19 protein-coding genes and 1 other RNA gene are annotated in these 19,995 nt (G+C 65.0%); 12 read left to right on the top strand and 8 right to left on the bottom strand.

Features of this window, described 5'->3' with window-relative positions; all coding sequences use genetic code 11:
* Positions 1-3: 3 nt before the first annotated feature.
* The 3 genes from HGK27_RS15155 to HGK27_RS15145 form a co-directional block, all read right to left on the bottom strand.
* The gene (locus tag HGK27_RS15155) at positions 4-1,008 is read right to left on the bottom strand and encodes an inorganic phosphate transporter (RefSeq protein WP_206241621.1); all 1,005 of its coding nucleotides are present in this window, start codon (positions 1,006-1,008) and stop codon (positions 4-6) included.
* Positions 1,009-1,020: 12 nt separating this feature from the next.
* Complete coding sequence (locus HGK27_RS15150; RefSeq protein ID WP_241127196.1) at positions 1,021-2,124, bottom strand: DUF47 family protein; 1,104 nt, start codon at positions 2,122-2,124, stop codon at positions 1,021-1,023.
* Between the two features lie 97 nt (positions 2,125-2,221).
* Complete coding sequence (locus HGK27_RS15145) at positions 2,222-3,754, bottom strand: globin-coupled sensor protein (RefSeq protein WP_206241620.1); 1,533 nt, start codon at positions 3,752-3,754, stop codon at positions 2,222-2,224.
* A gap of 256 nt (positions 3,755-4,010) precedes the next feature.
* Here HGK27_RS15145 and HGK27_RS15140 point away from each other — a divergent pair, with 256 nt between their 5' ends.
* Together HGK27_RS15140 and HGK27_RS15135 are read left to right on the top strand one after the other, a co-directional pair.
* On the top strand, positions 4,011-4,910 hold the full coding sequence (locus tag HGK27_RS15140) for a tetratricopeptide repeat protein (RefSeq protein WP_206241618.1): 900 nt from the start codon (positions 4,011-4,013) through the stop codon (positions 4,908-4,910).
* A 13-nt stretch (positions 4,911-4,923) separates the two neighbouring features.
* Positions 4,924-5,157: a hypothetical protein gene (locus HGK27_RS15135; RefSeq protein ID WP_206243382.1), complete on the top strand. Its 234-nt coding sequence runs from the start codon at positions 4,924-4,926 to the stop codon at positions 5,155-5,157.
* Positions 5,158-5,308: 151 nt separating this feature from the next.
* Here HGK27_RS15135 and HGK27_RS15130 read toward each other — a convergent pair whose 3' ends face one another.
* The 3 genes from HGK27_RS15130 to HGK27_RS15120 form a co-directional block, all read right to left on the bottom strand.
* The gene (locus HGK27_RS15130) at positions 5,309-5,941 is read right to left on the bottom strand and encodes a DUF4304 domain-containing protein (RefSeq protein ID WP_206241616.1); all 633 of its coding nucleotides are present in this window, start codon (positions 5,939-5,941) and stop codon (positions 5,309-5,311) included.
* Between the two features lie 283 nt (positions 5,942-6,224).
* On the bottom strand, positions 6,225-7,130 hold the full coding sequence (rpoH, locus tag HGK27_RS15125; protein ID WP_068086232.1) for an RNA polymerase sigma factor RpoH: 906 nt from the start codon (positions 7,128-7,130) through the stop codon (positions 6,225-6,227).
* A gap of 44 nt (positions 7,131-7,174) precedes the next feature.
* On the bottom strand, positions 7,175-8,230 hold the full coding sequence (locus tag HGK27_RS15120) for an RluA family pseudouridine synthase (RefSeq protein ID WP_407674640.1): 1,056 nt from the start codon (positions 8,228-8,230) through the stop codon (positions 7,175-7,177).
* Positions 8,231-8,246: 16 nt separating this feature from the next.
* Here HGK27_RS15120 and HGK27_RS15115 point away from each other — a divergent pair, with 16 nt between their 5' ends.
* From HGK27_RS15115 to rnpB, 4 genes are all read left to right on the top strand, one after another.
* Positions 8,247-8,657: a M67 family metallopeptidase gene (locus HGK27_RS15115; RefSeq protein WP_206241612.1), complete on the top strand. Its 411-nt coding sequence runs from the start codon at positions 8,247-8,249 to the stop codon at positions 8,655-8,657.
* A gap of 61 nt (positions 8,658-8,718) precedes the next feature.
* Positions 8,719-9,390: a histidine phosphotransferase family protein gene (locus HGK27_RS15110; RefSeq protein WP_206241610.1), complete on the top strand. Its 672-nt coding sequence runs from the start codon at positions 8,719-8,721 to the stop codon at positions 9,388-9,390.
* A 17-nt stretch (positions 9,391-9,407) separates the two neighbouring features.
* Positions 9,408-10,136: an N-acetylmuramoyl-L-alanine amidase gene (locus tag HGK27_RS15105; protein WP_206241609.1), complete on the top strand. Its 729-nt coding sequence runs from the start codon at positions 9,408-9,410 to the stop codon at positions 10,134-10,136.
* Between the two features lie 154 nt (positions 10,137-10,290).
* Positions 10,291-10,715, top strand: an RNA gene (rnpB, locus tag HGK27_RS15100) — RNase P RNA component class A.
* 291 nt (positions 10,716-11,006) lie between these two features.
* Here the strand turns inward: rnpB and HGK27_RS15095 are convergent.
* Entirely contained in the window at positions 11,007-11,690 is a 684-nt protein-coding gene (locus tag HGK27_RS15095; RefSeq protein WP_206241607.1) for a hypothetical protein, read from the bottom strand.
* Between the two features lie 114 nt (positions 11,691-11,804).
* A complete protein-coding gene (locus tag HGK27_RS15090) occupies positions 11,805-12,617 on the bottom strand; it encodes a metallophosphoesterase family protein (protein WP_206241605.1) in 813 nt (270 codons plus the stop codon).
* 162 nt (positions 12,618-12,779) lie between these two features.
* Here HGK27_RS15090 and HGK27_RS15085 point away from each other — a divergent pair, with 162 nt between their 5' ends.
* The 6 genes from HGK27_RS15085 to HGK27_RS15060 all read left to right on the top strand — a co-directional run bounded on the left by HGK27_RS15085 (position 12,780) and on the right by HGK27_RS15060 (position 19,857).
* Positions 12,780-13,208 (top strand): VOC family protein, encoded by a 429-nt coding sequence (locus HGK27_RS15085; RefSeq protein ID WP_206241603.1) that lies wholly within the window; start codon positions 12,780-12,782, stop codon positions 13,206-13,208.
* Positions 13,209-13,403: 195 nt separating this feature from the next.
* Positions 13,404-14,858, top strand: coding sequence for a glycosyl transferase family protein (locus HGK27_RS15080; RefSeq protein ID WP_206241601.1), 1,455 nt, complete (start codon positions 13,404-13,406; stop codon positions 14,856-14,858).
* Positions 14,855-16,033, top strand: a complete 1,179-nt coding sequence (locus tag HGK27_RS15075) for a hypothetical protein (protein ID WP_206241598.1) — start codon at positions 14,855-14,857, stop codon at positions 16,031-16,033. Before HGK27_RS15080 ends, HGK27_RS15075 begins: the two co-directional genes overlap by 4 nt.
* Positions 16,034-16,261: 228 nt before the next feature.
* Entirely contained in the window at positions 16,262-17,164 is a 903-nt protein-coding gene (locus tag HGK27_RS15070; protein WP_206241596.1) for a sulfite exporter TauE/SafE family protein, read from the top strand.
* A 23-nt stretch (positions 17,165-17,187) separates the two neighbouring features.
* Positions 17,188-17,961, top strand: a complete 774-nt coding sequence (locus HGK27_RS15065) for a TIGR02186 family protein (protein ID WP_206241594.1) — start codon at positions 17,188-17,190, stop codon at positions 17,959-17,961.
* 261 nt (positions 17,962-18,222) lie between these two features.
* Positions 18,223-19,857: an ATP-binding protein gene (locus tag HGK27_RS15060; RefSeq protein ID WP_206243249.1), complete on the top strand. Its 1,635-nt coding sequence runs from the start codon at positions 18,223-18,225 to the stop codon at positions 19,855-19,857.
* Positions 19,858-19,995 lie beyond the last annotated feature (138 nt).

Raw genomic sequence — 19,995 nt, 5'->3', positions numbered from 1 at the left:
GGATCAGAACCGGCTGGCGATAAAATAGAAGGTCGCGCCCACCGCTGCGGAGGCGGGGATGGTGATCAGCCATGCGATCACCACGCGCTGCGCCACGCTCCAGCGCACGGCGGAGGCCCGGCGCGCCGCGCCCACGCCCACCACGCAGCCGGTGATCGTGTGGGTGGTCGAGACCGGAATGCCCAGGCTGCTGGCCAGAAACATGGTGATCGACCCGCCCGCCGAGGCGCAGAACCCCTGATGATGCGACAGCTTGGTGATCTTGGAGCCCATCGTCTCGATGATCTTCCACCCGCCAGACAGCGTGCCAAGCCCAATCGCGGTGTAGCAGCTGATCACCACCCACGTCGGCACATGGAAGGTGGTGCCCAGCAGGCCCTGCGAGTAAAGCAGCACCGCAATGATGCCCATGGTCTTCTGCGCGTCATTGGCGCCATGGCCCATCGAATAGGCCGCCGCCGAAACCAGATGCAGTTTCTTGAAGATGCCTTCCGCCGCCTTGGCCGTGGCCTTCATGAACAGCCAGCTGGTCAGCAGCACCAGCGCCATCGACATGAACATGCCCACCAGCGGCGAGAGCACGATCCAGGTGGTGGTGGTGTTCACGCCCTTCCACACGATCACGCCCATGCCGCCATGCGCCACGCCCGCGCCCAGCAAGCCGCCGATCAGCGCATGGGACGAGGAGGAGGGAATGCCCTTCCACCAGGTGATCACATTCCACGTCATCGCGCCCACCAGCGCGCCGAAGATCACCTGCGGGGTGATGACATCCTTGTTGACGATGCCCTTGCCTACCGTCTCGGCCACCTTGAGGCCAAAGAGCCAATAGGCCGAGAAGTTGAAGAAGGCCGCGAACAGCACCGCCTGCACCGGGGTCAGCAGCCGCGTCGTCACCACCGTGGCGATCGAGTTGGCGGCATCGTGAAGCCCGTTCAGAAAGTCGAAGGCCAGCGCCATCGCCACCAGAACCAGCACCAGCGGGGTGACGGTTGCGAGGATACTCATGGACCCGCCCCCTCAGGCGTGGTCGATCACGAGACCGTCGATCTCGTTGGCCACATCCTCGAAGCGGTCCACCACCTTTTCCAGATGGCTATAGATCTCGCGCTCGATCAGGAAGCGCACCGGCTCGGTAGCGCCGATTTCCTGATAGAGGCGCTTGAGGCCACGGTCATGGATCTCGTCGGCCTGATCTTCCATGCGGACGAGGCGCTCGGTCAGCTCATGCAGGCGCCCGGCATTGGCGTGGATCGAGCGCAGCAGCGGCAGCGCCTCGGCCAGCAGGCGGGTGGCATCGACGATGATCGCCGCCATATCGCGCATTTCGGGCTCGAAAGCCTGCACGTCATAGAGGGTGATCGCGCTGGCGGTTTTCTTCATCTGATCCAGCGCATCGTCCATGGCGGTGATCAGGCTGGTGATCGCGCCGCGGTCGAAGGGGGTCAGGAAGGTGCGGCGCACGGTCTGCAGCACGTCACGCGTGATCTGGTCGGCCTCTTCCTCGCGCTCGGCGATCTCGCGGGCGTGATCGGCGGTCTTGGCACCCTGAAGCAGGCGGGCCAGCGCATCGCTGCCGGCGGCGAGCAGGGCGGCATGGGCCTCGAACTTCTCGAAGAAGTCGTGCTGGCGCGGCAGCAGGGCCTGAAACCACTGAAACATTCTGAAACCTTCCTTGAGGACGGCCGTTCCGCCGTTCGCCGCGCCATTACGTGACAGTTCCGTGACGGCGCAAGGGCCAAAGCCATGGAGAATGGTCTTCAGACCCTCTTCATCCACCAGATCGGCGGCCTGCGCGATGTCGAACCACTGGCGCGTGCGCTGGTCGGCCTCTTTCCACTCCTCCAGCGACTGGGTCACGGCGAGGGGAAAGACCGCCACATCGGTCTGCAAAGAGGCGCCAGAACCCAGCAGCTTGCGATAGCGATAGTTGCCGATCGGCACCGGGCAGATCGCGCCCAGCACGCCGGCTTCTTCCAGCGCCTCACGCTCGGCAGCGGCATGGTCCGAGAGATTGCGCGAGACATTGCCTTTGGGCAGCACCCATCGTCCGGTCCCTCGCGAGGTGACCAGCATCACCTCGAAAGGCGCATCGGGCGCGGGGCCGGATTTACGATAGGGCAAGGCGGCAATCTGGCGAACGGTACGTCTCCGAAATGTAAAACGGCCCCGCTATGCGCGCGCGAGCGAATCGTCAAGGATTCGGAGAAAGAGGTCTTTCTTAACGCAGGTTGGCCACGCGTATCGGATTGGGGGTGGCCGGATCGGGAAAAGACGGATCGACCAGCAGCACGGATGGGTGTGCGCGCTGGATGCGGCGCTGGCCGGTTTTCTTGTCGTTCTTGCGCAGTTCCTCGCGGCGCTCCAGCTGGAACTGGCCGACGATCTGCCCCATCACATGGGCCTGATCGCGCAAGGCGCGCGAGGCGGCGTTGGATTCCTCGACCATCGCGGCATTCTGCTGGGTGTTGAGGTCCATCTGGCGGATGTCGTCAGTCACCTCATGGATGTTGCCCGCCTGCCGCTGGGCGGCCTGAGCGATCTCCTCGGCCTGCACGGTGGTTTCGCCCAGCTGCTGGATGATGCGGTCGAGCGAGGTGCCGGTCTGCGCCACCAGATCGACGCCTTGGCGCACATCCACTGTGGATTTGCCGATCAAGGCCTTGATATCCTTGGCCGACTGGCTGGTGCGATGCGCCAGCGCCCGCACCTCCGTGGCCACCACGGCGAAACCGCGCCCGGCGTCGCCCGCGCGGGCGGCCTCGACCCCGGCGTTGATCGCCAGCAGATTGGTCTGGAAGGCGATGGCCTCGATCACATCGGTGATCTGGGCGATTTCCTCGCTGGAGGTCTTGATCTTGTCCATGGCCTGCACGGCGGATTCGACCACCTTGCCGCCATGCTTGGCCTCCTTGTCGATCTCGATCACGCGCTGGTTCACCTGCGCCGCAGTGCCCGCCGTGGCGGCGATGCCCTCGGCCACGCTGGCCATCACCTCGGCGGTGCGCGTGACGGTGAGCGACTGGCGCTCGGTGCGGATGGCCAGATCATGCGCGGCCATATCGATCTCGCGCGCGCCGGTTTCGACATGCTCGGAGGCTTCGGCCATGCGCTGCACCATGGTGCTGACGTTGAAGCGCATGTTGTGGAAGTCTTCCGCGATGCGGGCATAGGTTTCGGGCAGGCTGTCGAGCTGGCTGCGCAGATCGCCGGTCGCCATGGCGGACAGGCCCCGGCCCAGCGAGGCGATCACATCCTGCCGCGCCTGCTCCTCGGCCTTGAAATAGGCACCCAGAGCGGCCTGCATATCGAGCAAAGCCGCCTTCACCAGCGTGCCCACCGCCTGAGCGCGGGCGCGATTGCCGGGCAAGGGGATGGGGCCTTGCGCCATCTGTGTCACCAGATCGGCGAGCACTGAGGCATAGCCGCTGATGTAGAGATCGGGGGTGAAGCCCAGCTGGGCATGCGCCTTGACCATCTGTTCGGAGCGGGCCTGCGCCTCTTCGTCAAAGCCGCTGGAAAAGATGCTTTCCCAATGGGTGAAGCGCAGATCGGCGGCCCTGTTGCGCGCGGCTTCATCGGGCAGCAGGCGGGCAGCCAGAGGATGGGAGGCCATCCTGTCATAGAGCTTGCCCAGCGCGCGGCGGCCATGGCGGACCAGTGCCGATCTGATCCGGCCGAAGCTGCGGTAGTCGGCCTCATCCAGCTCCACCAGCGGCGAATAGGGGGCTTGGGCGAGGGCGGGATCAGACATGCACGGTCCTTGCGGGCGTCAGGAAGATAAGGCGTTGTAAAACGGGAATGGTTGCCCCTGCATGGGGTGCGGATTAGGGCCTTGTCCGTAAAAAGGGTCGGCTGACCTCTGGCATCGGGCTGCGGATCGGCGTATTTTTGCGCCGCATCAGGAGGGGTTCATCTTGAACTTGCCACAAACCTTCCCAGATCGCGCCCGTTGCGCCTGTTGTTTTCAGCATCGGTTCGATGCCGCAGGGGTGCGCGTGTGGAGACGTATGATGACGCTTTCGATCCGCAAGCTGGCTTTGGCTTCAGCCCTGCCTTTGGCCTTGGTGCTCAGCGCGCCGGCCATGGCCGAGGATGCCACGATCGATCAGGTTTACACCACCGCCAAGGCCGGTCAGATCGACAAGGCCCTGGAGATGATGCAGCCGGTCCTCAAGGATCACCCCAACGCCCCCCGGGCGCACTATGTCGAGGCTGAGCTGCTGGCCAAGTCCGGGCGCCTCGACGAGGCCCGTACCGAGCTGGCCAAGGCCGAGCAGCTCAAGCCCGGCCTGCCTTTCGCCAAGCCCGCTGCCGTCGCCGAGCTGAAGCAGCAGCTGAGCGCGGGGGGAAAGGGCGGCACGCTCGCCCCTGACCGCCCGGCTGTCGCGCCGAGCGAGCATCATGGCTTTCCCTGGGTTCCGGTGATCGTGGTGCTGGGTCTGGTCTTTCTGGTGGTGGCCTTCATGCGCCGCCGCAGCGAGGCGCAGCAGAGCTATTACGAGCCCCAGCCCGCCAACCCCTATGGCGGCCAGCAAGGCTTTGGCGGACCGGGCTATGGCAATGGTCCTCAGGGTGGCCCGTGGCCCGGTGGCTATCAGGGCGGCGGCTATCCGCAGCAGGGCTATCCTCCGCAGCAGCAGGGCGGCATGGGCGGCGGCATCATGAGTTCGCTGGCCGGTGGCGCTGCGGCCGGTGCCGGTTTTGCGGCGGGTGAAGCCGTGATCGACCGCATGTTCGGCGACCACCATGACCGCGAGCGCGTGGTGGAGCGCGATGTCTCCTCCAGCCGCGACGATGACGATGATGATCGCCGTTACAACCAGGATATGGGCGGCAATGACTTCGGCATTTCCGACAGCGGCTCGTGGGACGACAGCTCCTCGGGCGGCGGCAACGACGATTGGTAAGAAGGGGAAAGCTATGCGCAAGATTCTCTCGATCCTCGCCCTTGGCACGCTGGTCAGCCTGAGCCCGGCTCAGGCAGAGGCCAAGGGCTGCGTGCGCGGCGCCGTCGCCGGGGCGGTGGCTGGGCATTACGCAGGGCATCATGCCGTGGTGGGCGCCGTGGGCGGCTGCGTGGCGGCGCGGGCTTACTACAAACACAAGGCGGCGCAGCAGGCTCAGCAGCAGCATCAGGTGGCGCCGCATCATTGATGTGTTGAGGGAAGTCTGGAGGTTTATGCCTCCGGCGGGCAAAGGGCCATCGCCCTTTGCAATCCCTTTAGTGTAGGCATTGCGCCGGATTGGCGTATTTGGGTCTAAGGCGCTGCGTGGTAGTTTTTAAGGCTGCTGCGCAGCGGGGGTTTTACGCGATCCCATGTGCTTTTTTGTTGACTTGTTCCCATGTTTGGAGGAGCGTTCCGGACGTTCCGTCACGAAGGGCTTGGGATAGTGTCGTGGCCCTTTGGATGTAGTCGGCGCACCATGGCCGGCCATCCAGTTCGTAGGCGGCAATTGCCTTCTCAAGATGGTCGATCGCTTCGCGATCCTGTTGCATCAAGGCGAAAACGATACCCTGTTGAAAGTTCAGATGGTGCGTCGATGCCCAATGTTCTTTGGCAAGCAGCGATGAAAAGCCTGGGAGACTTTTGATCTCTTCAAAGTAAGGCAGGGCGGTTGTCGCCAAATGGTGCGCGACTGTCTTCGCAGATTCCGCAGCCTGCTCTGCGGAAAGAGATGGCAGCCACAGATCGGCTCCATTCTCCGCGCTGAGGCGAAAGCCGGGTTGAAGTGTGACCCATTCATGCCCCGCGATCACATTCGCGGAAATATTGACGCAAAAATCCCTTCCGCCCCAACCGTTCAACTGAACGTCGACGCGGTGAGCGATTCCGCATTGGGCGCGTACAAAGGCCCGTTTGCCATGCCGGTGGAACCCCTGTGACTTCAGCACGGGAAAGATGATTTTCGTCACAGCTTTGGCAAGTTCATCCGGCATCACAACCCACTGGCAGCAACGGTGATAGACTACAATCTGGCTATCCATTGAGGAGCGGTTTTTCGACGCGCCGCAGGCAGGCAACCCTTGCAACACAGCCCGGCGCTAGGAACTCTAGCCCCCAAAGCCGTGAATACGTGCCTGACGATGAGGACGAGGCGCAACGCAGACATTCATGGGAGCGCGAGGGGGTAACCCCCTCGCATCTTCCCTTTAATTCCTTAACCTGAAAACAAAAAAGCCGGGGCGCTAACCCCGGCTCTTTCGCAAACGGCCAAGCCGATCAATGCGCGGGCAGCAAACGCCGATCCGTCGCGATCTTCTGCATCGCTTTCTGCAGCTTCTCGAAGGCGCGCACCTCGATCTGGCGGACGCGTTCGCGGCTGACGCTGTAGGTCTGGCTCAGCTCTTCCAGCGTCTTGGGATCGTCGGTCAGGCGGCGCTCGGTCAGGATGGCGCGCTCGCGGTCGTTGAGATCGCCCATGGCCTCGGTCAGCATGGCATGGCGCCAGCCGGCTTCCTGAGCCTCGGCCACGGTTTCATCCTGCAGCGGGCCGTGGTCGGCCAGCATGTCCTGCCACTGGCCTTCGCCTTCCTCATTGAGGCTGACGTTGAGCGAGGCATCGCCGCCCATCATCATGCGGCGGTTCATGTTGACCACGTCCTGCTCGGACACGCCCAGATCGGTGGCGATCTTCCTCACCTGATCGGGATGAAGGTCGGTGTCCTCGAAGGCGTCGATGTTCTTCTTCATGCGGCGCAGGTTGAAGAACAGCTTCTTCTGCGCGGCGGTGGTGCCCATCTTCACCAGCGACCAGCTGCGCAGGATGAACTCCTGCATGCTGGCCTTGATCCACCACATGGCATAGGTGGCCAGACGGAAGCCGCGTTCGGGCTCGAACTTCTTGACGCCCTGCATCAGGCCGATGTTGCCTTCGGAGATCAGCTCGCTCATCGGCAGGCCATAGCCGCGATAGCCCATGGCGATCTTGGCCACGAGACGCAGATGGCTGGTGACGAGCTGACGCGCGGCATCAGGGTCTTCATGTTCGGCATAGCGCTTCGCGAGCATATATTCCTGCTCAGCGGTCAGCACCGGGAATTTCTTGATTTCCGACATATATCGGTTGAGCCCGGCTTCCCCCGTGGCGGGGGCTGGAACAGCGGGCAGGTTCGATTCGGTGCTCATCGGTCTCATCGTCCTTGTACTGTCAGCTCGCCCTTGCTGGACCCTTAAGAGGCATCCCTCGGTGGCGGCCACGCACCGGAACCGCGTGGTTCCGGCAGGAAATAACCCGGCTGGTCGGCATGGTAACTGCCCAACCGGGCTAAAAGGTCCCGCATGTCAGCGGGGAGGTCGCTAGCAAACCGCAAGGTCTTGCTGGTGACCGGGTGGATAAACCCCAGAACGGCGGCGTGCAATGCCTGCCGGGCGAAACCGAGCTCAGAAAGCAGCGGTTTTAGCGATTTCTGTGATCGGCAATACATCGGATCGCCTATTAGCGGATGGCCGATGGATGCCATGTGAACGCGCACCTGATGGGTGCGGCCGGTCTCCAGACGGCATTCGACAAGGGCGGCGCGGTCCAGCTCTTCGCGCAGGCGGAAGTGGGTGACGGCATGCTTGCCGCGCCCGGTTTCGTCGCCCGGCGGCAGCAGGGCCATGCGCTTGCGGTCGGTGGGATGGCGGGCGATCGTGCCGCGCAGCGTACCCTTAGGCGGCATCGGCGTGCCATGGGTGAGGCAGAGATAGGCCCGCTCGATCGAGTGATCGGCGAACTGCCTAGCCAGCCCCTCATGCGCGGCATCGCTCTTGGCGACCACCAGCAACCCGGAGGTGTCCTTGTCGATACGGTGGACGATGCCGGGGCGTGCCACGCCGCCAATGCCCGAAAGCCGCCCGGCGCAATGATGCAGCAGGGCGTTGACCAGCGTGCCGTCCGGATTGCCTGCCGCCGGGTGAACGACCAGCCCGGCGGGCTTGTCGACCACGATGAGATACTCGTCCTCATGCACGATGGTGAGGGGGATATCCTGCGCCACCGCTTCCAGAGGCACAGTTTCGGGCAGGCTGATGGTGAAAGGCGTGCCTTCGCTCGCCTTGGCCGCGCCGGAGCTGACCGGCTTGCCGTCGAGCGTCACGCGGCCTTCCGCGATCAGCGCTTTCACGCGCTCACGGCTGAGGTCGCCGCCGCCCGGCAGCGTGCCCGTGCAGGCCTCCGCCAGCGCGCGGTCGAGTCGGCCCGCACTGCGAATGCGCCCTTGAAGTGTTGTTGCCCCCTGATCCATTACCCTTAAAATGGGCATGCAAATCATCCTGACAAGGGGCCTCCACGCGGAACTGTTGGCTTTGGCGGCGCGCGAGGCCCCCCGTGAAGCCTGCGGTCTGCTGCTGGGCGAGGCACAAGAGGGCGGGATCGCGCGAGTCGCGGCAATCCTGCCCGCCGCGAACGTCCACACTGATCCGCAACGATTTTTTGAGATCGACCCCGTGGTGCTGATCGCCGCCACCCGCGCCGCACGTAACGGAGGCCCGCAGGTGCTGGGCTGCTATCACTCGCATCCTTCAGGCGTGGCGGCGCCCTCGGCCACCGATTCTGCCATGGCCGCGCATGACGGAAAACTGTGGGCAATTGTCGCTGCCGACACGATCACATGGTGGCGGGATGGGGCGGATGGCTTCGAAGCGCTTTCCTCGCCGGATCAACAGGGTTAAGGGGCAGAGGATAGGGGTGGCCAGCCGGATTCTCTTCACGCCCCTCGGGAAATTGCCTCACATGTCCAATCAAACGATCGACACCGATGCGGCGCTGGAACTGGCCAGCCTGCTCTGCTCGCGCCTGTGCCATGATTTGCTGAGCCCGGTGGGTGCGCTCTCCAACGGTCTGGAACTGCTGACCGAGGAGAAAGACCCCGCGATGCGCCAGCGCTGCTTCGAGCTGCTGGAGCAGTCGGCCCGCACCAGCGCCGACAAGCTGAAGTTCTTCCGTCTGGCCTTCGGCGCCGCGGGCGGTTTCGGCGAGAGCATCCCCACCGCCGAGCCCAAGGCGCTGATCGACGCGCTGGTGGCGGGCAAGGATCGCCTGACGATCCACTGGCAGGTCGGTGCCGATGCGCTGCCCAAGCCTGCGGTCAAGACGCTGCTGAACCTGTCGCTGATCGCCATCGAGGCGCTGGTGCGCGGCGGCACGGTGGACATCGCCGCCGAAGTGCGTGCCGATGGCGGCCGCCAGCTGGCCGAGATCGTGGTGCGCGCCGCTGGTCCGCGCATTGCCTTCGATGATACGATTGGTCAGGCGCTGGAAGCCCGCCTGCCTGCTTCGGAACTCTCCAGCCGCACGGCGCCTGCCGCCATGCTGGCTGCGATTGCCACCCGGCTGGGCGGCCAGTTGCAATATGCGCGCAGTGACGATGCGCTGGTGATGGGCGCGGTGCTGCCGGTCGGCTAAGGGGGCGGGGCGCAACTATGGACGAACTGATCCACCGCGACACGCCTTCGCCCAACTGGAACGAGCGCAAGCTGCCCGTCAGCATGGTGGTGTTGCACTACACCGGCATGAAGAGCGCGCAGGATGCGCTCGACCGCCTGTGCGACCCCGCCGCCGAGGTTTCCGCCCATTACCTCATCGAGGAGGATGGCACCGTCCACCGCCTCGTGGCCGAGGACAAGCGGGCATGGCATGCCGGGCGCAGCTATTGGCGCGGCATCACCGATGTGAACTCCGCCAGCGTCGGCATCGAACTGGTCAACCCCGGCCACACTCTGGGCTATCGGCCTTTCCCCGAAGCGCAGATGGAGGCGCTGATCCCGCTGCTGGCCGGGATCATGGCGCGGCATAACATCGCGCCCGCCAATGTGGTGGGCCATTCCGATGTCGCCCCCGTCCGCAAGATCGATCCGGGTGAGCTGTTCGAATGGGAGGTGCTGGCGCGTTATGGCCTTGCCCTTGCCACCCCCAAGCCGCGCATTCGCCTGCTCCACGAAAACCCCGGCGCCTTCTTCCTCTCGCTGGAGCGTTTCGGTTACGATGTGACCGATGGCCGCGCCGCCGTCACCGCCTTCCAGCGCCGCTACCGACCGCGCATCATTGATGGCGAGTTGGATGGCGAGGTGGGCGCGCTGCTCTTCGAACTGCTGCTGGCCCGCGACGCCGCCGAGGATGACGACTGCAACGGCGACGATTTCCCTTGGTAAGAGTCTGTCTGACATTCGGCTGAAGCCGAATGTGCGGCGCCAGCCCGCTCCCCCCGCCCGGCCACCCACAGAATATGCCGATGGATGGCCGGGCGGGGGAGCGGGCAAGCTTTCTCCTTCCCCCTCCCGGCAAAGCCTGCTAGTCGCGCCAGCGTCAGGCGGCCGGGCAGCCGCGTCAGGGTTTGCGCTTGCGTGAATGCCTGCCGAGGAAAGTCCGGGCTCCACGAAACAGGGTGGCGGGTAACGCCCGCCCGGCGAGGGCTTCGGCCCGAAGTCGAGGGACAGTGCCACAGAGAAGAGACCGCCTCGTTTCTTCGGAAGCAGGTAAGGGTGAAACGGTGCGGTAAGAGCGCACCGCGCGAGTGGTAACACAAGCGGCACGGCAAACCCCACCCGGAGCAAGACCGAATAGGGACGGCGCGCTCTTTACGAGCAGGCGGGTTTCACGCCAGTCGTCCGGGTTGGTTGCTGGAGCAGCATGGCAACATGCCGCCAAGAGGAATGGCTGCCGTTGGCCTCCGCGTCCTTTACGGATACGAGGGGCCTCCACAGAACCCGGCTTATAGGCCGCCTGACGTTTAGTTTTAAGGTTTGAAAGTAGGAAGATGCGAGGGGGTTACCCCCTCGCGCTCCCATACCGTCTCCCGGCGATAGGGCGGTGGCACCCGATCATGGCGTCCAACCTCTCCACCTGTACAACAAAAAGGCGCCGCAGGCAGAAAGCCCTGGCGCCTTACGTTAGCTTGGAATTTTAAAGCCTGCGGCGCAGCGACGCTGCTCTGAGGCTGAACCCGATACACAACGTTGACATTAAAGGGAGCGCGAGGGTGTAACACCCTCGCATTCTCTCTTTTCTTCAACGCCCTTAAATCAAGGCGCCAAATCCGGCTCATGCGACACAGGCCGCGCATCCTGAGCCACCAAGGCCGCCTTCACGCTCATCACATAGGGCACGCTGGTGCCTTCGATGCCCACATGCTGCCCGGGTGACAGCTTGCGCGCGGCGGCGCAGACCGGGGCGATCAGATCGAGCTGCCCTTCGCCCTTGCCGGGGCGGCAATCCTGCACCGTACCATCCGCCGAGACCCAGAGCAGCAGGCGCACCTCTGTACGGTCCAGACCGCCCGGCAGGTGGGGCGTCTGCATCTCGACATCGGCGGGGGCTTCGATGGGGCGGATGCGGTCGCCATCGCCGGTGCCGGGGATGATCAGACGGGCCAGGCCTCGCACCAGGCCATAGGCGGGTTTGCCTTGCTCGTCATGGGCGGGGGGCTGGTGCTTGTATTTGAGGATGTCACAGAAACCGTCGGCGAGCTGGTTGTCGCCCCAGCTCTTGCCGGCCTTGCAGTCGATCACGCGGCCCTGCGGGGAGACGAAAACCTCCACCACGCTGGCGGCGGAAAGATCGTGAATCAGGGCGAATTGCGGATAGTCTTCCGGGTCCAGCAGATGCTCGGAATCGGGGGCGTCCATGGCGGCGTTGGCGGGGGGCAGCGCAGCGGGGGCGGCCTGCCCGGCGGCCAGCAGAGCGGCGAAAAGCAGCGTGGAGAGCATCGCGATGTCAGCCCCTGCCGTGGCGAGAGGAGGGCAGGTCGGCGGGCGCGATGGTCATGCTTGGGGGCTTTCCGGAAAACTGATGCTTACGCCTAAGATGGCCCGCCATGGAGATCAAGCCAGCGCCTGAAAGCCCACGCGGATGCCTGTGTCGCTCTCTTCGGTCTGGATCAGCCAGCGGTCCTCGCCTTCAAGGCCGATGGCCGAGAGGTGGCCCGACTGATAGGCGCCGGTGTCGAGGCCGACGCGGTTGGGCTTCAGCTCGATGCCCTCGGTGATCGTGTGGCCGTGGACGACCACCGCGCCATGGTCCTGCGCGCTGGAGAGGAAGGGCTCGCGTATCCAGCGCAGGTCGCCGGGGCTCTGGCTGTCCAGCGCCACGCCGGGGCGGATGCCGGCATGGACGAAAGCGTAATCGCCGATCTGCACCATGGTCTGGAAGCCGCGGATATAATCCAGCGTGGCGAGGGGGATATGGGCGTGGAGCAGGGCCTGCACCTCCTCGAAGCTGGCATCCTCATAGGTGGCTTCGTCAATGTCGAAGCTGAGCAGTGTCTCGCGCCCGCCATAGCGCAGGAAATGGCGCAGCACGTCCAGATTCTCGGCGGCGTCGAGCAGCATTTCCTCGTGATTGCCCAGCAGGATATGCATGGGGCGCTGCTGGCCCCAGCGCATCGCCAGATCGAGCACGCCCCGGCTGTCGGGCCCGCGATCGATCAGGTCGCCCAGCAGCACGATGGTGGTCTGGCGGGGCGGGGCGGCGGCATCGCGGCGGCGGATGTCACCCTCGATGGCCTCGATCAGCGCGGCGAAGAGGTCGGCGCGGCCATGGATATCGCCCACGGCATAGACCCTCTGGCCCGGCGGCACGCAGGGCCGGGGCGCGGCGGCGCGGGGCCGCAGGAGGGATCGCAGGGCATTGATCATAGAGCAGCCCCTGCGCACATAGGAAGCCGCCCTTTGGGGGTCAAGGTGGCGAGGGGTGATGCGGATCAGGGGCGCGCCGGATGGGCCCTGGCGTGGCAAAGCTCTGGCCTGTGGGGGTGTTTCGGGGCTAGGAGGGCGGCTACCCGCAGTGGAGACCCCCCAATGACCAAATATCTGCACAGCATGGTCCGCGTGACCGATCCCGAGGCGACCATCCGCTTTTTCGAGCTGATCGGCGTGAAGGAAACCCGCCGTTTTTCCAGCGAGCAGGGACGTTTCACCCTGATCTATCTGGCCGCCCCCGGTCAGGACGCCGAGGTGGAGCTGACCTACAACTGGCCCGCCGAGGATGGCAGCGCCGAGAGCTACAGCGGCGGCCGCAACTTCGGCCATCTGGCCTTTCAGGTCGCCGATATTTACGCCACCTGCCAGACGCTGGCCGATGCGGGCGTGACCATCAACCGCCCTCCGCGCGATGGCCATATGGCCTTTGTGAAGACGCCCGACGGCATTTCGATCGAGCTGCTTCAGGACGGCCATCTTGAGCCTGCCGAGCCCTGGGCCTCGATGCCCAACACCGGCAGCTGGTAAGGTTACAGGGCGCCGGGCGCACATCAGATGCCGCCCGGCGCAGCAGTCAAAATGTACTGTATAAGATTCTGGAACCTAAAGATTATTCATATTTGAAATTTATTCTTATGCCGTCATAAATCGATCCGTAGAAGATCGTTGCGATTCACAGTGGGGGCACTTGTGTTCGGCGGCATGGTTTCAACAGACGGTGCGATGCAGCTCTCTCAGGGCTTCTGCTGGCTCCAGCTGCTGGAGCGCGAGCTGCTGTACTTTGCGCTGTTCTGGTTCGTGATCGGCATGCTGGATGAGATGCTGGTCGATCTGCTGTGGTTTGGCCTGCGGTTTCGCAGCGGTTGCTTTGAAAGCCCGGTGCTGCTCTCCACCCATACATTGCCGACACCGTCCGATGCCCCGATCGCCGTCTTCATCGCCGCGTGGCAGGAGGCTGCGGTGATCGGCGCCACCATCGGCCATATGCTGGGCGTGTGGGCGCAGGACAGGATGCGCATCTATGTTGGCTGTTACTGCAACGATGCGCCGACAATTGCCGCGGTGATGGCGGCGGCGCGTGGTGACCCGCGCGTGCGAATCGTGATCAACGGCCATCCCGGGCCCACCACCAAGGCCGATTGCCTCAACCGTCTTTATGCCGCTCTGCTCGATGATGAGCGGCGTTTGGGCCAGCGCTTCCTCGGCGTGGTGCTGCATGATGCCGAGGATATGGTCCACCCCCGCGAACTGGCGGTGATCGGCGAGGCTCTGGCCAGCGTGGATTTCGTGCAATTGCCGGTCCGCCCGGAAATGCCGCCTGGCCCGCATTGGGTGGGCGGCCATTACGCCGATGAATTTGTCGAGAGCCACACCCGCGTGCTGACGGTGCGCGATGCGCTGGGCGCGGCATTGCCTGCCGCCGGGGTGGGCTGCGGCTTTGCCCGCGCGATGCTCTCGCGCATCGGTGCCATCCGCCGCGAGCAGGGCGAGCGGGGGCCCTTCGTGGCCGAATGCTTCACCGAGGATTATGAGATTGGCATGCTGGTCAGCCATCTGGGCGGCAAGGCGCGTTTTCTGAGGCTGCGGGATGAAACGGGCGAGCTGATCGCCACCCGCAGCTATTTCCCCGATACGGTGGCGGGCGCGGTGCGGCAGAAAACGCGCTGGATTCACGGCATCGCCCTGCAGAGCTGGGATCGCCTCGGCTGGATGGGGCGCCCGGTCGATGTGTGGATGGCGCTGCGTGACCGGCGCGGGCCGCTCGTGGCGCTGGTGCTGAGCGTTGCCTATGCGCTGCTGCTGCTTCAGGCGGCGATGGCGCCTTTGAGGGCGATGCACTGGATCGATGGGGATCTGGTGCCGCCTGTGGTGCATCATCTGGTGTGGCTCAGCTTTCTGGGGCTGCTGTGGCGCATGGCGATGCGCTTCGGCTTTTCTGCGCGCGAATATGGCATGATGGAGGGCCTTCGCGCCGTCGCGCGCATTCCGGTGGCCAACATCATCACCATCATCGCCGGACGGCGCGCTCTGGTCGCCTATTGCCGGACCCTGCGCGGCAAGAAGGTGGTGTGGGACAAGACCCCGCATCTCGACCATCCGGTGCTGGCGCAAAGGATGAGGCGTGCGGCGATGCCATCCCGGCCCGCAACTCTATCGCCCGAAGGCTTGCCGGCGTGAGTGCCCTGCCGGATCGCCAGCGCCGCAAGGGGCAGCCGGTCTGGGTGTTGGCGGCGATTGTGTTCGGCTGGGTCGGGGCACGGGCCGCGACATGCAATGTGACCGTTTGGGGCGGCGCGGGCACGCAGTTCGGGGAGGCGCCCGGGCTGATCGCGCGATCGCCTGTGTCACCGCGGCTTCGGACATTGGCGGCATCTGCCGCGCCTCATCTTGAGGGAAGGGTGGCCTCCTCCTTGCCTGGCTCCCTTCGCCATCCGCCCCTCATCCGTGACCTGTTGCCTGCCCAAAGCCTGTTACCTGTCGGGCCTCTGGTCAAACCGCCGCCATCCGTTCCGCTGGCCGCCATGGCAGAGGGCGCGCATGAGCTGATGCTGATGGCCGCCGTGGCGAATCTGCCGCTTGTCTTTCCGGCCAAGGGAGCAGGCGCTGATCCGGAACGAGCGGTTCCGGCACTCACGCCACCTCGGGCTGCGCCGATGCTCGAAGCGCCCTCCGCGCCCGCTCATCGCCCGGTGCTGCCGCGCTGGTCCGCCGATGGCTGGCTGCTGGTGAGGCAAGGCGGGGGCAGCGCGCCCGGCGGTTCGCTGCTGCTGCCCAGCTATGGCGCCAACCAGCTGGGGGCGGTGCTGCGCTATCGTCTGGCGCCTGCCAATCCGTTCCGCCCCGAAGTCTATGGGCGAGCCTATGGCGCCCTCAACGGCACGGGCGAGCGTGAGGCGGCGCTGGGCCTTGCTGCGCGGCCCATCCCCGCCCTGCCGCTCTCCGCCATGGCAGAGGCGCGGATCAGCCGCTTTGTCGGCGGGCGGACCCATCTGCGCCCGGCTGTCACGCTGGTCACCCAGCTTCCGCCCGTGCTGCTGCCGCTGGCCATGCGCGCCGAAACCTATGTGCAGGGTGGCTATGTCGGCGGTGTGGCCGCCACGCCCTTCATCGACGGCCAGTTCCGGCTGGAGCATATCGCTGGTCGCCAGGGCCGTAGCGAGGTCCGGCTGGGTGGCGGGATCTGGGGCGGCGCACAGCAAGGGGCAGGGCGGCTGGACATGGGCCCGGGCGCAACGGTCGCTTTCGCCACGGCGCGTGCGGGAGCGCATCTCTCGCTCGACTGGCGCTTTCGCGTGGCAGGCCAGGCCATGCCGGGGTCAGGCCCGGCCCTGACATTGGCAGCGGGCTTCTGAACGTTTTTTCCAAATTCTTCGCAAAACAGGTTCAATCAATGCGGCAAGGACCAAAGATCTGATCCCATGCGGAAAAACAACTGCACGGGATGAGTGGTGCCGCCTCCTGCACCTCAGCCTCTGGCGGGGGATCGGAGGGGCAAAGGCTGACACCGGGCCACAATCAAGGCCCCATCCGCCGATCCGGCCTTTCCAGCGCGGCGCCGGGGCGCTAGTTTGCCTGCACTCATGGATGTTTATCTTCCCATCGCCAATCTTTCGGTCAACGGACTTGTCATCGTCGGGCTGGGGATGCTCACCGGCCTGCTTTCGGGCATGTTCGGCGTGGGCGGCGGCTTTCTGACCACCCCGCTGCTGATCTTCTACGGCATTCCGCCCACGGTGGCCGCCGCCAGCGCCGCGACTCAGGTGACGGGCGCCAGCGTCTCGGGCGTGATCGCCCATGGCAAGCGCGGCGGGGTGGATTATCAGATGGGCGGGGTGCTGGTGGCGGGCGGCATCATCGGCGCGGGACTGGGATCGGCGCTGTTCAACCTGCTTCAGAAGCTGGGGCAGATCGATACGGTCATCAACATCCTCTATGTGGTGATGCTGGGCTCGATCGGCGGGTTGATGGCCAAGGAGAGCATCCAGACCATGCGCGGCACCGCCGGAGAGGCCGCCAAGCGCCGCCATCACCCGCTGGTGGCCACACTGCCGCTGCGCTGGCGCTTCTATCGCTCGGGCCTGTATATTTCGCCGCTGGCGCCGCTGCTGCTGGGCATCTTCACCGGCATCCTCACCATGCTGATGGGCATCGGCGGCGGCTTCGTGCTGGTGCCCGCGATGCTCTACATTCTGGGCATGAGCGCGGGGGTGGTGGTGGGCACCAGCCTGTTCCAGATCCTCTTCGTCACCATGGCCACCACCATGATCCATGCGCTCACCACCCATGCGGTGGATGTGGTGCTGGCCGCGCTGCTGCTGCTGGGATCGGTGACGGGGGCGCAATTGGGCACTTTGTTTGCCGCCAAGGCCTCTCCGGTGAAGCTGCGGCTGGCGCTGGCGCTGATCGTGCTGGCGGTGGCGGCGCGCATGGCGCTGGGGCTGACCTGGCATCCCGACGAAATCTTCACGGTCACGCCATTGTGAGCGGGTGGCGGGAGGAAGGGGCTGTGATCCGGCGCTTCGGACTGCTGGCGGCGGCATTGGTCGCGCTGACGGGGGCGAGGGCGCCCGCACCGCGCCCCATCCTCGTGCCCGATGTTTCGCAGCATGAGGTGCTGTTGCGGCAGGGCTTCACCGGCGCCGATCTGCTGCTCTATGGCGCGATCATGACCCCCGAGGGCCACCGCGCGGGCCGCGATTACGATATCGTGGTGGTGCTGGAAGGGCCGACGAGCCCCATGGTGCTGCGCGAAAAGCGCAAGGTGGCGGGCATGTGGGTCAATGCCGACAGCACCACCTTGCGCTCGGTGCCCAGCTTCTATGCCATGGCTTCCACGCGGCCCATCAGCAAGATCGTCGATGAGCGCACCGCCGCCATCTATGAGATGGGCCTCGATTCGCTGCAGCTTTCACCGGGCGGCGGGGCGGTGGACCCGGCGCTGCAAAAGCGCTTTTCCTCGGGCCTCGCCGATCTGATGGTGCGGCGCGGCCTCTATGGCCAGAACGAGCATGGCGTGACGATCACCGATCAGGTGCTCTATCGGGCGCGCATCTCGCTGCCTTCCAGCGTGCAGACCGGCACCTACACCGCCGAGACCTTCGCCATCAGCCAGGGCCGCGTGCTGGCCTCTGCCGTCTCCCGCGTGGAGGTGCGCAAGGAGGGCATGGAAAAGGCCGTCGCCGATTTTTCCCATCACAGCGCCTTCGCCTATGGCCTGTTGGCGGTGGGCCTTTCGGTGCTGATGGGCTGGCTGGCCGGGCGGCTGTTCGTCAGGCGTTGAAGCCTGTTCCAGCTGGCCGGTTGCGGTCAGCGGCACGGAAAAGGCGGCATCAGAAATAGAGCCTGTTCGCGATCTGCAAAAAGGCTCTAGGCGGATATCCTTTGCGAATTACGAACCGGCGTTAGGTTAAAATTAACCAAGCCTGCCTAAGGCTGTGCCCAATATGGATTCAGCGCAGAAGATCGGGCACCGCTTATGCTGGCCAACCATCATCAGGCTTTCACCCTTGCAGGCGCGCAAGCCGAAGGGGCTTCGTCTCCCATGAACGCGGGCGCCACGGGCATTCCGCAGGACAATGCCGTGCTGCCGATCGGCGTGCTGATCGAGATCGCCGGTGGTGGCTCGGTGGTGGCGCTGGACCTTGACCGGCTGGTCGAATGCGGGCGCGATACCGATCCGGCGATTGCACTGTCCGGGCAGGTCGGCAGCCAGATCCGCATCCGCCATGGCAACCGCTGGCTGCTGGCCAGCGTGCGCGAGCAGAAGCAGGGCCGCCGCGCGGGCGAGGGCGTGCTGGCCACCGTCGATTTCCTCGGCGAAGGCATGGCCGATGCCGAGCATGGCGGGATCGCCTCCTTCCGCCGCGGCGTCACCAACTATCCGCTGCCCGGCGCTTTCGTTTACCCGACCACCACCCGCGATCTTCAGGCCGTCTATGCCGGAGACGGGCGCAACGCCATTGAGGTGGGCACCGTCTTCCCCACCCGCGACATTCGTGGCAGCCTCTACATCGATGCGCTGCTGGGCAAGCATTTCGCGCTGCTGGGCTCGACCGGCACGGGCAAATCGACCAGCCTCGCCCTGATCCTCCACCGCATCTGCCAGAGCGCCCCGCAGGGCCATGTGCTGATGATCGACCCGCACGGCGAATATGCCAGCGCGTTCCGCAACGAGGGCATGACGCTGGATGTCTCCAACCTGCAGCTCCCCTACTGGCTGATGAATTTCGAGGAGCATTGCGAAATCCTCCTCTCCAGCCGGGGTGACATGCGGCAGATCGATGCCGAGATTCTCGCCCGCTGCGTGCTGCAGGCCCGCCAGAAGAACCGTCTGGCCGAGGATGTGGGCCGCATCACGGTGGATTCGCCGATTCCCTATCTGCTCTCCGATCTGGGCGCGATCCTCCAGAACGAGATGGGCAAGCTGGACAAGGCCACCAACACCGCCCCCTACATGCGCATCAAGGCGCGCCTCGAAGAGCTGAAGGGTGACCGGCGCTATCAGTTCCTCTTCTCCGGCATGCTGGTGGGCGACACGATGGTCGAGGTGATCGGCCGCATGTTCCGCCTGCCCGCGCGCGGGCGCCCGATCTCGATCATCGATGTCTCCGGCGTGCCTTCGGAGATCACCTCCACCGTGGTGGCGTTGCTCTCGCGTCTGGTGTTCGATTTCGCCATCTGGTCGCGCCGCGAGCAGACCAACCCGATCCTGCTGGTGTGCGAGGAAGCCCACCGCTACGTCCCCAGCGAGAAGCATGCCGATGACAGCTCGGTGGGCCGCATCCTGTCGCGCATCGCCAAGGAAGGGCGTAAATATGGCGTGGCGCTGGGTCTGGTGACTCAGCGGCCTTCGGATCTGGCCGAGGGCGTGCTGTCGCAGGTCGGCACGATCATTTCCATGCGTCTGAACAATGATCGCGATCAGGCCTTTGTGAAGGCGGCGATGCCCGAAGGCGGCAAGGCTTTCCTCGATTCGATCCCCGCCCTGCGCAACCGCGAGTGTATCGTGGTGGGCGAGGGCGTCTCCGTGCCGATGCGCATCGCTTTCGACGATCTGGAGCCGGAAAAGCGCCCGGCCTCGTCCGATCCTTCGTTCAGCGAGCTGTGGCGTCAGGCCGGGGGCGAGGACGAAATGGTTGCCCGAACCGTGCAGCGGTGGCGGGCTCAGGGGCGATAAGGGTTTTCAGGGGGTAGAAGAGAAGATGCGAGGGTCATAACCCTCGCGCTCCCTTGAATGTCTACCTTGCGCTAGGGTTCGGCCTTGCGCCCAGATTGCCGCGCCGCAGGCTTTCAAACGCTGACAAGGCGCCGGGGC

This window comes from Novosphingobium terrae (assembly GCF_017163935.1).
GTDB classification, from domain to species: domain Bacteria; phylum Pseudomonadota; class Alphaproteobacteria; order Sphingomonadales; family Sphingomonadaceae; genus Novosphingobium; species Novosphingobium terrae.
Note: the sequence above shows the minus strand (reverse complement) of the source record. Positions and strands in the feature narration are given on the sequence as shown.